We start from the raw sequence: 14,444 nt of genomic DNA on the forward strand, positions 1-14,444 counted from the left end.
TGATTTATATATTTTAAATTAAGAATGTATTGCTCTTTTGTCTACAGACAGCGCGGCTTCTTTCACGGCTTCTGAAAAAGTTGGATGTGCATGACAAGTTCTAGCTATGTCTTCAGAGCTTGCACCAAATTCCATTGCTACACCTATTTCTGCAATTAGCTCACCTGCGTGAGGTCCAATTATATGAGCACCTAAAACTCTATCTGATTTTTCATCAGCTAAAATTTTTACAAAACCCTCTGCATCGTCAATAGCTTTTGCTCTAGAGTTCGCCATAAATGAAAACTTACCTATTTTATAACCAATATTATTTTCTTTTAGTTGCTCTTCTGTTTTTCCAATAGAAGCAACTTCTGGTGTCGTATAAACTACTCCTGGAATTGTTTCATAGTTAACATGGCCGGATTGACCTGCAATAATCTCAGCAACAGCTATACCTTCGTCTTCAGCTTTGTGAGCTAACATTGGTCCTTGTATTACGTCACCTATTGCATAAATATTGTTCATATTTGTTCTAAAGTTTTTATCAGTTTTTACTCTGTTTTTTTCATCAAGTTCTACACCTGTAACATCTAAGTTTAATCCATTAGTGTTTGCTTTTCTACCCACAGAAATTAGAACAACATCACAATCAAAATCTTTTTTGCTACCATCTTTATCTGTAGTAGAAACAACAGCGCTACTATTATTTTTATTAATTTTTTCCACTTTATGTTGCATATGAAAAGTAATTCCTTGTTTCTTTAATATTTTCATAAATTCTTTTGAAATCTCATTATCCATTCCAGGCGTAATATAATCTAAAAATTCTACAACATGAACTTCTGACCCAAGTCTTGACCAAACTGATCCCATCTCTAAACCAATATATCCGCCACCAACTACAACCATTTTTTTTGGAACTTTATTTAATTTTAATGCACCTGTAGATGAAACGATTATATCTTCATCAAATTCTATTCCTGGAAGTGATACAGGCACAGAACCTGTAGCTATGACAGTTTTTTCAGCCTCAATTAAAGTTTCATCTCCTTTTTCGTCTTTAATTAAGATTTCATTTTGTGACTTAAAACTTCCATGACCTTTAAAGTAAGAAACTTTATTTTTCTTCAATAAGAACTCTACTCCTTTTGTAAGAACAGTTACTGCTTTATCCTTACTCTTCATCATTTTCTCTAAATTCAATTTAACTTCACCAACTTCTATACCTTTGTTTGATAAAGATTTAACTTTATGAAATTCTTCAGATAAATTTAATAAACTTTTTGAAGGAATGCATCCAACGTTAAGACATGTTCCGCCTAAAGATCCTCTAGATTCTATACATGCAGTTTTTAAACCTAATTGAGCCAATCTAATTGCGCAAACATATCCACCAGGACCACCACCTATAACAACTGCTTGAAATTTTTCTGCCATTTAAATATCTAAAAATAACCTTCTTGGATCTTCTAAGTTTTCTTTTACCATTTTTAAAAAAGAGACTGATTCTTTTCCATCAATAATTCTGTGATCATAAGATAACGCTAAATACATAATTGGTCTTATTTTAATTTCTCCATCTACAACAACAGGTCTTTCTACAATATTGTGCATTCCTAGAACTCCAGATTGAGGCAAATTTAATATTGGTGTTGATAGCATTGATCCATATACACCTCCATTACTGATTGTAAATGTACCGCCTTGTAAATCCTCAATCGTTAATTTTCCATCTCTAGCTTTTTCAGAAATTACTTTAATATTTTTTTCGATGTCCGCGAAAGATAGTTCGTCTGCATTTCTTAAAACTGGCACTACAAGTCCTTTGTCTGTTCCAACAGCAAAACTAATATTGTAGTAGTTCTTGTAAATGATTTCCTCTCCATCAATTTCTGCATTTACTGCTGGGAATGTTTTTAAAGCTGCAACACAAGCTTTTACAAAAAATGACATAAATCCTAATTTAATTCCATATCTGCTTTGAAAATCTTCTTGATTCTCTTTTCTCATTTCCATTATGCCTGTCATATCAACTTCATTGAATGTAGTTAACAATGCTGCATTTTCTTGAGCCTGCTTTAATCTCTTCGCTATAGTTAATCTTAGTCTGCTCATTTTGATTCTTTCTTCTTCACCAAATTGAGCTTTTCTTTCAGAAGGTGGTGGGTTTGCACCCATCAAACTAATAAGGTCTCCTTTTAAAACTCTTCCATCTTTTCCAGAACCTCTAACTCTACTTAGATCAATATTTTTTTCTTCTACCATTTTTCTCACTGCTGGAGATAAAACCTGGTTAGAATTATTTAAATTTTTTGGAGATTTTGGTTCTTTAACTTCTTTTGTTAATCTTAAAGGAGCATCTTCTTCTTTTTGTTTTTCTACCTTAACTTCTTTTTTCTTTGGTGTTTCTAAATTTACAACATTATTTTCTTTTTTAATTTCTGGTTCTTTTTTCACTTGGGGTTGTTTTGGAGATGGAGCAGATCCATTTTGACTAATAGACCCTAATAGAGCCCCAACCTCAACTGTTGATCCATCTTTTGAAACTATTTCACTTAAAACACCATCTATTGGTGAAGGCACTTCTAAATTTACTTTATCTGTTTCTAATTCTACGATAGGCTCATCTGCTTCAACATGATCGCCCTCTTTTTTTAACCATTTAGCAACGGTGGCTTCAGTAATACTTTCACCTAAAACAGGAACAACAATTTTTTCACTCATTTAATTTTATTCAAATACTTTTTTAATAATTTCTTGTTGTTGTGCAATATGCCTTTTAGCATATCCAGTTGCAGGAGATGCATCTGGGCTTCTTCCAATATAAGAAATTTGGTTATTATTAGCCTTAATGTTGTCTAATGTCCATTGAATATAATCTCTAACTGAAAACCATGCGCCCATATTTTTTGGTTCCTCTTGACACCAGTAAAATTTAGCAGAATTTGCATATGGCTTTAATTCATTTACTAATGTTTTTGCTGGGAAAGGATATAATTGTTCAATCCTATAAATTACAACATCGTCTACTTTTAATTTTTCTCTTGCCTCTAAAAGATCAAAATAAACTTTTCCTGAACACATTATAACTTTACGCATTTTTGAAGCTTCTTTTAGTTTTATGAATCCAGTAGTTTCAGGGTCTATTGCATGATCCCATAAAACTCTGTGAAAAGAGTTTTTTCTAGTAAAGTCTACTAAATTCGATACACAATATTTATTTCTTAATAAAGATTTTGGTGTCATTATTATAAGTGGTTTTCTGAAATCTCTATTTATTTGTCTTCTTAATGCATGAAAATAATTTGCTGGTGTTGTGCAATTTAAAACTTGCATATTATCATTTGAACAAAGTTGTAGGTACCTTTCTAATCTTGCAGAAGAATGTTCGGGTCCTTGACCTTCATAACCGTGGGGCAATAGCATTACAATACCTGATGCTCGAGACCATTTTCTCTCTCCTGACGCAATAAATTGATCAACAATTACCTGGGCTCCATTTGCAAAATCTCCAAATTGAGCCTCCCATAAAGTTAATGTATTTGGTTCTACTAATGAGTATCCATATTCAAATCCCAAAACTGCCAATTCAGATAAAAAACTATCTACAACTTCATATTGTTTCTGATCTTTTGAAATATTATTTAGGGGTATATATCTTGAATTATCAACTTGATTTCTAAGTACAGAATGTCTTTGACTAAATGTTCCTCTTCCAGAATCTTGACCAACTAATCTGACTGGAAAACCTTCTTGCAGTAGAGAGCCAAATGCAAGGGACTCTGCGGTTGCCCAATCAATACCTGTTCCATCATCAATTGATTTTTTTCTTAGTTCAAAAATTTTTGAAATAGTTTTATGAGGATTTACTTCACTTGGTATAACATTAATTCTATCTGAGATGGCTTTTAATTGTTCGATATGTACGCCACTTATTCCGCGTTTGTCTTTTCCTGGCGCAGGTTTGTATCTAGACCAGGTACCTTCAAACCAAGTTATTTTTGGATTATAGTCTTTTGCACTTTTAAACTGATCGTCTAATAAATTTTTAAATGTATCAATTTTTTCTTTTAATTCTTGTTCTGAATACATTCCTTCACTAATTAACTGATCTCCATAAACTTTTACACTTGATGGATGAGATCTAATTTTTTTATACATTAAAGGCTGTGTAAAAGATGGTTCATCTCCTTCATTATGACCAAATCTTCTGTAACACCAAAGATCAATAACAACATCTCTATTAAATTTTAATCTAAACTCTGTTGCAATTCTTGTTGCATAAACTACTGCTTCAGGATTATCTCCATTAACATGCAGTATTGGTGCCTCTACCATTTTGGCCACATCAGATGAATACGGTGATGAACGTGCAAACCTTGGGCTTGTAGTAAATCCAATTTGATTATTTACTATAATGTGTATTGTGCCCCCAGTGTTATGACCTGGAAGTCCTGACATCGCAAAACACTCTGCCACAATTCCCTGACCAGCAAAAGCTGCATCCCCATGAAGTAATATTGGAATTACTTTATTTCTTTTTTTATCACCATGAAAAAATTGTTTTGCTCTAGTTTGTCCTAAAACAACTGGATTTACTGCCTCTAAGTGTGAAGGATTATCAGTTAAACTTACGTGAACTGAATTACCATCAAACTCTCTATCAGATGATGCACCTAAATGATATTTAACATCACCTGCTGACTCTTTAGATGATAAAATATCACCGGCAAATTCATTAAAAATTCTTTTATAAGATTTTTGAAGCACATTTGCCAAAACATTAAGTCTACCTCTATGAGGCATTCCAATTTTAACTTCTTTTACTCCCGATTGACCACCAATTTTAATTATTTGTTCTAGAGCTGGAATTAAACTTTCTGCTCCATCTAAACCAAATCTTTTTGTGCCAACATATTTTTTTGCTAAAAATTTTTCAAACCCTTCGGCTTGGATTAATTTATTTAGAATTGCCTCTTTACCATTTTTTGTAAAGCTTATTGGGTTTTTTTCACCCTCAATTCTTTTTCTTAACCAGATACGTTCCTCTGGATTAGAAATATGCATGTACTCATACCCTATTGGTCCACAATAAGTTTTATTAACAAATTGAAGTATTTCAGAAATATTTGAATTTTTTTTATTTGTAACACCATTTAAAAAGATGTTTCTTTTATAATCACTCTTTTTAAATCCATAAAATTCTGGATGTAATTCTTCCAAATATTCTGTTTGCTTTAATCCTAAGGGATCAAGTTTTGCTAATAAATGACCTCTTAATCTATAAGCTCTAATCAATTCAACAGCTTTAATTGAATCAATATTACTTTGTGTTTGATTTTCTGATTTGGAAGTTTTTTCCTCAGTTTGTTCATTTTCTTTTATTTGGGTATCTTGAAAATCAATTTGAATTTCTTTTCGAATAGGTGACCAAGTGGGTCCTTTAAGTTCATTTGCAACAATATTGAGTTCTTCACCTAAATCATCAAAATAGTTTTTCCAACTATCAGGTAGCTCAGGGTCATTATTTATGTATCTTAAATACATCTGCTCAATGAAAGCACTATTAGTTTTTGTTAAAAAGGATGTTTTTTCAAATTCAAGATTTTTTGTAAGTGACATTTTTTAAATTAGTATAATCCTGTTAAACTAATTTTCAATTAGACAATTTATTAAACAGTGTTTCTCCAATTTTAGATGGGGAGTTAGACATTGTAATTCCACATTCTTTCATCTTTTTAATTTTATCTTCAGCGCCACCTTTGCCACCAGAAATAATTGCACCTGCATGTCCCATTCTTCTACCAGGAGGAGCTGTTATTCCAGCTATAAATCCAACTATAGGTTTCTTAATTTTATGGTTTTTGATGAATTCTGCAGCTTCCTCTTCTGCTGTCCCGCCAATCTCACCAATCATTAAAATTGATTGTGTCTCTGGGTCATTTAAAAATAAATCCAAACAGTCTATAAAGTTTGTTCCATTAATTGGGTCACCACCAATACCAATACATGTTGACTGACCTAATCCATTAACTGTCGTTTGTGCAACTGCTTCGTAAGTTAAAGTACCTGACCTTGATACAATACCAACAGATCCTTTCTTATGAATATTTCCTGGCATTATTCCAATTTTGCATTCATCAGGGGTAATAATTCCTGGGCAGTTGGGACCTATCAGTCTACTTTTTGATTTATCTAAAATTTGTCTTACCTTTAGCATATCTTGAATTGGTATACCTTCCGTAATACAAACTATTAATTCAACTTCAGCTTCTATTGCTTCAATAATCGCTGCAGCAGCAAATTTTGCTGGAACATATATCATAGTAGCATCAGCACCTACAGAGCTTTTTGCTTCTGCAACAGAATTAAATACTGGTCTATCTAAATGTTTTTGTCCCCCTTTTTTGGGAGTAACTCCACCAACTAAATTAGTTCCATATTTAATTGCTTGCTCAGAGTGGAAAGTGCCATGTGAGCCTGTAAAACCTTGACAAATTACTTTTGTATTTTTGTTTACTAAAACTGACATTACTTAATTGCCTCTACAATTTTTTTTGCAGCATCATCAAGATCGTTTGCAGAAATAATTTTTAAGCCAGAGCTATCAAGTATTTCTTTACCTTCTTTGAAATTGGTTCCTGCTAATCTTACAACTAATGGAACAGATATGTTTATTTCTTTTGCTGCATCTACGACTCCTTGAGCAAGAACATCACATCTCATTATTCCACCAAAAATATTTATCAAAATACCTTTAACATTTTTATCAGATAAGATTATTTTAAATGCTGCTGCAACTTTTTCTTTTGATGCTCCACCACCCACATCTAAAAAATTTGCAGGTTCCTTACCATATAATTTAATTATATCCATTGTAGCCATCGCTAAGCCTGCGCCATTAACCATACATCCAATACTTCCATCTAATTTTATATAAGCTAGTTCGTGTTTACTTGCCTCTATTTCAGTAGGATCTTCTTCATTTAAATCTCTTAGTTCTAAAATCTCAGGATGTCTAAATAAAGCATTATCGTCAAAATTTACCTTTGCATCTAAACAAATAATCTTATTGTCTTTTGTTAAGATGAGAGGATTTATTTCAACCATATTTGCATCTGTGTTAACAAACATTTTGTAGATAGCTTTTATTAAACTTATCCCTTGATTTTGTGCACTATCTTTTAAATCAAAGATTTTTATAATTTCTTCACAATCTTTATCTGAAATATCATCATTAAAATCGACTTTTGTTGTAATTATTTTTTCAGGAGTTTTGCTTGCTACTTCTTCAATATCCATTCCACCTTGATCACTTGAAATAAAAGCAATTTTGGAACTTGCTCTATCTACTAAGCATGAAAGATAAAATTCTTTATCTATTTCAGAAGATTCTTCTATATATAATCTTTTTACTTCTCTTCCTTCTGGACCAGTTTGATGTGTAACCAAAGTTTTTCCAAATAATTCATTGGCAGCTTTTTCAAGCTCTTGTAGGTTGTCTAATATTTTAACACCGCCTGCTTTACCTCTACCGCCAGCATGAATTTGTGCTTTTAATACGTATTTTTTTGTTTCAAGACTTTTTGCTTTCTCTACAGCTTCATTAACACTTAAACCAAAAACACCTTTTGGAACTGGTGCTCCATATTTTTCCAAGATTTGTTTTGCTTGATGCTCGTGGATATTCATTATTTTGCTAGATAACCATCAATTGCTGAAGCAGCTTCCCATAATTTTTTCACAGCATCTACAGAATGCATAAATTCTTTTTTTTCTTTTTCGTCTAAATCAATTTCTTCTATTTTTTCTACCCCATTTTTTCCAATAATAACTGGTACACCTGCATAAACATTACTCACTCCGTATTCACCATTCAGATGTACTGCGCACGGCAAAAGTTTCTTTTGATCGTTCAAATAGGCTTCGGCCATCTGAACTCCTGATGCGGCAGGAGCATAAAAAGCAGATCCTTTTTCTAAAAATTTTACTATTTCAGCGCCACCATCTCTAGTTCTTTGATTAATACTTTCAACTCTCTCTTCAGAAATTTTTCCTTCTTTGACTAAGTCCAATAATGGTTTTCCTGAAATTTTTGTAAATCTAGGGAGAGGCACCATTGTATCTCCATGACCACCCATTACCATTGCTTCTATCTCTCTTACTGGAACATTAAATTCTAATGAAAGAAATAATTTAAATCTTGAGCTATCTAAAATTCCAGCCATACCAACTACTTTATTTACTGGAAGACCTGAAAATTTTTGAAACGCCATTACCATCACGTCTAATGGATTTGTAATACAAATAACAAATGCATTTGGAGCATTATTCTTAACTCCTTCAGCTACTTGTTTTATTATTTTTAAATTAATTCCTAATAAATCATCTCTGCTCATTCCTGGTTTTCTTGGAACACCAGCGGTTATAATTACTACATCAGAGTCTTTAATATCTTTATAGTCATCTGTTCCTGACAATTTCACATTGAAACCATCTACAGATGATGATTGTGCAATGTCTAGCGCTTTACCTTTGGCTATACCACTTGCAACGTCAAATAAAACAACTTCATCAACTAATTCTTTTATTCCAATTAAGTGTGCTAGAGTTCCACCAATTTGTCCTGCTCCTATTAAAGATATTTTTTTCATTATTTTTACTTCCTTTTATTTCATTGTTGGCATTATAAATTCTGCATTTGACCTAATTCCTGATGGCCATCTTGATGTGACTGTCTTTAATTTTGTATAAAATTTTACACCTTCCATTCCATGCATCGCACTATCACCGAATAAAGATCTTTTCCATCCACCAAAACTATGAAATGCCATTGGTACAGGAATTGGAACATTGATACCAACCATTCCTACTTGAATCTTACTTGCAAATGTTCTTCCTGCATCTCCATCTCTTGTGTAAATACTAACGCCATTTCCATATTCATGATCATTTATCAATTGAGTTGCTTCCTCAAAAGTTTTAACTCTAACCACTGATAATACTGGACCAAATATTTCCTCTTTATAAATTCTCATATTTTTATCAACGTGATCAAATAAACAACCACCTATAAAGAACCCATTTTCATAGCCTTGAAGTTTTAAATCTCTACCATCTACAACAAGTTTTGCACCCTCTTCAACTCCAAGATCAACATAACTTTTTACTTTTGCTAAATGTTCTTTTGTAACTAAAGGTCCCATTTCAGATGTTTTATCCATTCCAGGACCAACTTTTAAAGCTTCTGCTTTTTTGGAAAGTCTTGATACAAGTTCATCTCCAATATCTCCAACTGCTACAGCAACAGATTGAGCCATACATCTTTCACCAGCTGAACCATATGCAGCTCCCATTAATCCATTAACAGCTCCATCAAGATCACAATCTGGCATCACTACTAAATGATTTTTTGCACCTCCAAGTGCTTGAACTCTTTTTTCATTTTTAGCAGAATTTTCATAAATATATTTTGCAATTGGCGTAGATCCTACAAAACTCACAGCCTTAATATCTGGGTTAGTTAAAATTGCATCTACAGACTCTTTATCACCATGTACAACATTTAAAACACCATCAGGTAAACCAGCTTCTTTAAATAATTCTGCTAACCTTATTGAACAAGATGGATCTTTTTCCGATGGTTTTAATATAAAGGTATTGCCACATGCTATAGCTATTGGAAACATCCACATTGGGACCATTGCTGGAAAATTAAAGGGAGTGATACCAGCAACTACTCCAAGAGGTTGACGCATTGAGTAACTGTCTACATTAGTTCCAACATTTTCTGAAAATTCACCCTTGAGTAAATGAGGTATTCCGCATGCAAATTCAACTACCTCTAATCCTCTGGTTAGAGATCCTTTTGCATCCTCATAAACTTTTCCATGCTCAGCAACAATTAGTTCAGCAAGTTCGTCTGAATTTTTTTCAATTAATTCTTTAAATTTAAAAATTATTCTTGCTCTTTGAAGCGCTGGTTTTAATGACCAAGATTCAAATGCTTTTTGAGCAACATTAACTGCATCATCTAGATCTGCTTTTGATGCTAATAATACTTCTTTTTCTTGTTCACCAGTTGCAGGGTTAAAAACTTTCCCTTTTCTATCTGATTTACCAGAAGTTAGCTTACCGCCAACGAAATGTTCAATAATTTTCATGAATACGATCTTTTAGAGCAAAAAACTTTATTAGTCTATTAATTATATATTAGCCGTAGCTAGCATTTTCTTAATTTCAGCAATAGCCTTAGCTGGATTTAAACCCTTTGGACAAGCGTTGGTACAGTTTAATATTGTGTGGCATCTATATAATTTTAATTCATCTGCAACTTTTTTAAGTCTTTTCTCTCTTTCTTCGTCTCTACTATCAACTATCCATCTGTATGCCTGAAGTAATACTGCAGGTCCTAAGTATTTATCTCCATTCCACCAATAACTAGGGCATGAGGTAGAACAACAAGCACACATAATACATTCATAAGCACCATCGAGTTTTTCCCTATCTTTTTGAGATTGAAAAATTTCTTTTGTCTCAGATTTTGAATTAGATTGTAACCACGGTTCTATAGACTGATATTGTTTATAAAGATCATCTAAATCACCAATTAAATCTCTCTTAACTTTAAGGTGTGGCAAAGGGTAAATATCAATATCACCATCAATTTCTGCATGAGGTGTTGTGCATGCTAAACCATTTTTTCCACCCATATTCATTGCACAAGAACCACACACCCCATGGGCACACGATCTTCTATAAGCTAGAGTTGGATCAATTTCATTTTTAATTTTATTTAATACATCGAGAACTTTTGAAGGGCAGTTTTCCATATCAACTTCATAAGTATCTACTCTAGGATTTTCCCCAGTTGAAGGGTCCCATCTATAAACGTTTACTTTTCTAATATTTTTTGAACCAGTTTTATCTTTAAAATATTTACCTTTTTTTACCTTTGAGTTTTCCGGTAAATTAATCTGAACCATTAATACACTCTTTCCTGTGGTGGAAAATATTGTACTTCATTTGTTAAAGTTGTTTTATGAACTGGTCTATATGTAATTTTTGTATCTTTACCATCACACCAAATCAGTGTGTGCTGCATAAATTTTTCGTCATCCCTTTTAGGGTAATCTTCTCTTGCATGAGCACCTCTGCTCTCTTTTCTGTTATAGGCTGAGTCAACTGTTGTGACCGCTTGTCTAATTAAATTATCAAACTCAAGTGTTTCAACTAAATCTGTATTAAATACTAATGATTTATCTTTTACCGAGATAGATCCCAAGCCATCATAAGTTTTTCTTATTTGATCAACACCCTCTTTTAAATTCTTTTCAGTTCTAAATACTGCACATTTAGACTGCATTGTTTTTTGCATTGCCAATCTTAGTTCTGCAGTACCTGTATCTCCATCTGCATTTCTTAATTTATCAAATCTATCTAAACACTTTTGTGTTTCTGACTCTGGAATTTCTTCATGAGGTGCGCCTGGCTTAACTATTTCAGCTGCTCTCTTTGCTGCTGCTCTTCCAAAAACAACCAAATCAATTAAAGAGTTTGACCCTAATCTGTTAGCACCATGAACTGAAACACATGCGGCTTCACCAATTGCCATCAAACCTGGAACTGTTTTTTCTGAACCATTAACAGTTAATACTTCACCCTTGTAGTTTGTTGGTATTCCACCCATGTTATAATGAACTGTTGGTACTACTGGGATTGGTTCCTTAGTTACATCAACATCTGCAAATAGTCTTGCAGCATCAGTAATTCCTGGCAGTCTACTTTCTATAATATCTTTATCTAAATGACTTAAATTTAAGTGAACATGATCTTGATCTTTACCAACACCTCTTCCCTCGTTAATTTCGATAGACATTGATCTACTCACAACATCTCTTGAGGCAAGATCTTTTGCTTTAGGAGCATATCGCTCCATAAATCTTTCACCTTTAGAATTTGTAAGATAACCACCTTCACCTCTTGCACCTTCTGTTATTAGTGTTCCATGCCCATAAATTCCTGTTGGATGAAATTGTACAAACTCCATATCTTGAAGTGGTAGACCTGCTCTTAATACCATTGCATTTCCATCACCTGTACATGTGTGAGCTGATGTTGCAGAATAATAAACTTTTCCATATCCACCTGTTGCAATAATTACTGTATGAGCTCTAAATCTATGAATAGTTCCGTCATTTAAGTTCCATGCAATAAGTCCTTTGCATTGTCCATCTTTCATCAATAGATCTAATGCAAAATATTCAATAAAAAATTCAGTTTTATGTTTAAGTGCTTGTCCATATAGTGTGTGTAAAATTGCGTGTCCTGTTCTATCAGCAGCCGCACATGTTCTTTGAACAATTCCATTACCATAATTTTTTGTCATTCCACCAAATGGTCTTTGATAGATTTTGCCGTCCTCTGTTCTACTAAATGGTACTCCATACTTTTCTAACTCAATCACAGCTTTTGGGGCCTCTTTACATAAGTATTCAATACTATCTTGATCACCTAACCAATCAGCGCCTTTTACAGTATCATACATATGCCATCTCCAGTCATCTTCACCCATATTTCCTAGTGCAGCAGAAATACCCCCTTGCGCTGCTGAAGTATGACTTCTTGTTGGAAACACTTTTGAAATACATGCAGTTTTAAGGCCTGCCTCGCTTAGACCTACTGCAGCTCTTAGGCCTGAACCTCCAGCTCCTAAAACAACTACATCATATTGATGATCTATAATTTCGTATGAACTCATATGTTATTTATTAATATAATTGTAATTAAAGGAATTACCACAGCTGACAAATATAAAAGTTTGTTTGCGACATTTTTTATTTTTTCATCTCCAATATAGTCCTCAAAAACCTCACTAATACTGATAGCTGAGAAGAAAAAAGCTATAATTATGAAAATACTAAAAACAAAACCTGAAATTCCTTTTGAAAAAAAATTAACTAATTCAAAATAACCTTGATTATAAATTGCTACAAAATTTAAAATAAACCAAATCATTAATGGAACTAAAAGTGCTCCACTGATTTTTAAAAATAACCATCTTTTTGTAGCACTAATCATTAAAAAAAATTCTTTCCAATTAAATAAAATAAAATTGTTAAAATTACTGAACCAACAATCACTACAAGACCTGTGATTTTTGTAGTTTTAAGCTCAAAACCATAACCTAAATCCATAACAAGATGTCTTATCTCACTTAATATTTGAAAACTAAATGACCAAGTAATTCCTAAGATAATAAATTTTCCAAAAACAGAATTAAAAAATATTTCAATAATTTTGAAACTTTCTTCACCTAACATTAAAACGCATGCTAAAAAACAAATTAATGTTATTGCTATGATATTTATGATGCCAGTTATTCTATGTGAAATAGAAACCAATGAAGATATATGCCATCTATAAATTTGAATATGAGGAGATAGAGGTCTTTTATTTTCCATAAAAATTATTCTTAATTAATGTCTCAGCAATTTCCACTGCATTTAAGGCCGCTCCTCTTAATAAATTATCTGACACAACCCACATATTTAAGCAATTCTTTTTTGTTTTATCTTCACGAATTCTAGAAATAAAAGTTTCGTCTTTTCCTGCTGCTTCAAGAGGTGTTGAATATCCTCCATCTTTTCTTTCATCTATAACTTTGCAACCTTCCATATTTTCTAAACATTCTCTAATTTGATCAATAGTAAAATCTTTTTCCAATTCTAAATTTACTGCTTCAGAATGTGAAACTAATACTGGCACTCTCACACATGTTGCAGATAATTCAATATTAAGATCTAATATTTTTTTAGTTTCATTAGTCATCTTTAGTTCTTCTTTTGTGTAGCCATCATCAGAAAATACATCAATATGAGGAATAAGATTAAATGAAATTTGTTTCGTGAAATTTTTAGAATTAATTTCTTTATTTTCTAAAGATAGTTTTGTTTGTTCAATTAATTCATCCATTGGTCCTTTACCACCACCAGATACAGATTGATAAGTTGCAACTACTATTCTTTTTATCTTAAATAAGTCATGAATTGGTTTTAAAGGTAAAACCAATTGTGCAGTAGAGCAATTTGGATTAGCTATAATATTTTTCTTTATATTTTTTAAATCATCTGCATTTACTTGAGGCACTATTAAAGGAACGTCTGGATCCATTCTAAAATAGCTTGAGTTATCAATTACAAAACTATGTTCAGCAGCTTTTGGTGCATAAGTTTCTGAGATTTTACCGCCGGCAGCAAAAAAAGTTATTTTAGCTTTTGAGAAATCAAAAGTTTCTAAATTTTCAACAACTATATCTTTGCCTTTGAAGTTAATTTTTGAACCAGCACTTCTAGGAGAAGCAACTAAATAAATTTCTGAAAAAGGTAATTTTTTTCTCTCAAGTACCTCAAGTACTTTTCTTCCAACATTACCCGTTGCTCCTACAATTGCAATATTCATAA

12 protein-coding genes are annotated in these 14,444 nt (G+C 32.5%); all 12 read right to left on the reverse strand.

Annotation, left to right across the window (positions count from 1 at the left end; all coding sequences use genetic code 11):
• Positions 1-18: 18 nt before the first annotated feature.
• Genes lpdA through ACTT90_RS02110 form a run of 12 tightly spaced genes read right to left on the reverse strand, consistent with a single transcriptional unit; the run spans position 19 to position 14,442 of the window.
• The gene (lpdA, locus tag ACTT90_RS02055) at positions 19-1,419 is read right to left on the reverse strand and encodes a dihydrolipoyl dehydrogenase (RefSeq protein WP_440937204.1); all 1,401 of its coding nucleotides are present in this window, start codon (positions 1,417-1,419) and stop codon (positions 19-21) included.
• Positions 1,420-2,706 carry a 2-oxoglutarate dehydrogenase complex dihydrolipoyllysine-residue succinyltransferase gene (gene odhB, locus ACTT90_RS02060; RefSeq protein WP_440937205.1) on the reverse strand — a complete coding sequence of 429 codons (1,287 nt, stop codon included), beginning with the start codon at positions 2,704-2,706 and terminating at the stop codon, positions 1,420-1,422.
• 6 nt (positions 2,707-2,712) lie between these two features.
• Positions 2,713-5,604, reverse strand: coding sequence for a 2-oxoglutarate dehydrogenase E1 component (locus ACTT90_RS02065; RefSeq protein WP_440937206.1), 2,892 nt, complete (start codon positions 5,602-5,604; stop codon positions 2,713-2,715).
• Positions 5,605-5,638: 34 nt separating this feature from the next.
• Positions 5,639-6,514 (reverse strand): succinate--CoA ligase subunit alpha, encoded by an 876-nt coding sequence (gene sucD, locus ACTT90_RS02070; RefSeq protein WP_440937207.1) that lies wholly within the window; start codon positions 6,512-6,514, stop codon positions 5,639-5,641.
• Positions 6,514-7,674 carry an ADP-forming succinate--CoA ligase subunit beta gene (sucC, locus tag ACTT90_RS02075; protein WP_440937208.1) on the reverse strand — a complete coding sequence of 387 codons (1,161 nt, stop codon included), beginning with the start codon at positions 7,672-7,674 and terminating at the stop codon, positions 6,514-6,516. Before sucC ends, sucD begins: the two co-directional genes overlap by 1 nt.
• Positions 7,674-8,636: a malate dehydrogenase gene (gene mdh, locus ACTT90_RS02080; RefSeq protein ID WP_440937209.1), complete on the reverse strand. Its 963-nt coding sequence runs from the start codon at positions 8,634-8,636 to the stop codon at positions 7,674-7,676. The genes sucC and mdh overlap by 1 nt, the downstream gene beginning before the upstream one ends.
• Before the next feature lie 15 nt (positions 8,637-8,651).
• Positions 8,652-10,145, reverse strand: a complete 1,494-nt coding sequence (locus ACTT90_RS02085; protein ID WP_440937210.1) for a CoA-acylating methylmalonate-semialdehyde dehydrogenase — start codon at positions 10,143-10,145, stop codon at positions 8,652-8,654.
• Positions 10,146-10,187: 42 nt separating this feature from the next.
• A complete protein-coding gene (locus tag ACTT90_RS02090) occupies positions 10,188-10,967 on the reverse strand; it encodes a succinate dehydrogenase iron-sulfur subunit (RefSeq protein WP_440937211.1) in 780 nt (259 codons plus the stop codon).
• Positions 10,967-12,742: a succinate dehydrogenase flavoprotein subunit gene (gene sdhA, locus ACTT90_RS02095; protein ID WP_440937212.1), complete on the reverse strand. Its 1,776-nt coding sequence runs from the start codon at positions 12,740-12,742 to the stop codon at positions 10,967-10,969. The genes ACTT90_RS02090 and sdhA overlap by 1 nt, the downstream gene beginning before the upstream one ends.
• Positions 12,739-13,062 (reverse strand): succinate dehydrogenase, hydrophobic membrane anchor protein, encoded by a 324-nt coding sequence (gene sdhD / locus ACTT90_RS02100; protein ID WP_440937213.1) that lies wholly within the window; start codon positions 13,060-13,062, stop codon positions 12,739-12,741. The genes sdhA and sdhD overlap by 4 nt, the downstream gene beginning before the upstream one ends.
• Entirely contained in the window at positions 13,062-13,445 is a 384-nt protein-coding gene (gene sdhC / locus ACTT90_RS02105) for a succinate dehydrogenase, cytochrome b556 subunit (RefSeq protein WP_440937214.1), read from the reverse strand. Before sdhC ends, sdhD begins: the two co-directional genes overlap by 1 nt.
• Positions 13,435-14,442, reverse strand: coding sequence for an aspartate-semialdehyde dehydrogenase (locus ACTT90_RS02110; RefSeq protein WP_440937215.1), 1,008 nt, complete (start codon positions 14,440-14,442; stop codon positions 13,435-13,437). Before ACTT90_RS02110 ends, sdhC begins: the two co-directional genes overlap by 11 nt.
• Positions 14,443-14,444 lie beyond the last annotated feature (2 nt).

It is taken from the genome of Candidatus Pelagibacter sp., assembly GCF_052049935.1.
Classification (GTDB): domain Bacteria; phylum Pseudomonadota; class Alphaproteobacteria; order Pelagibacterales; family Pelagibacteraceae; genus Pelagibacter.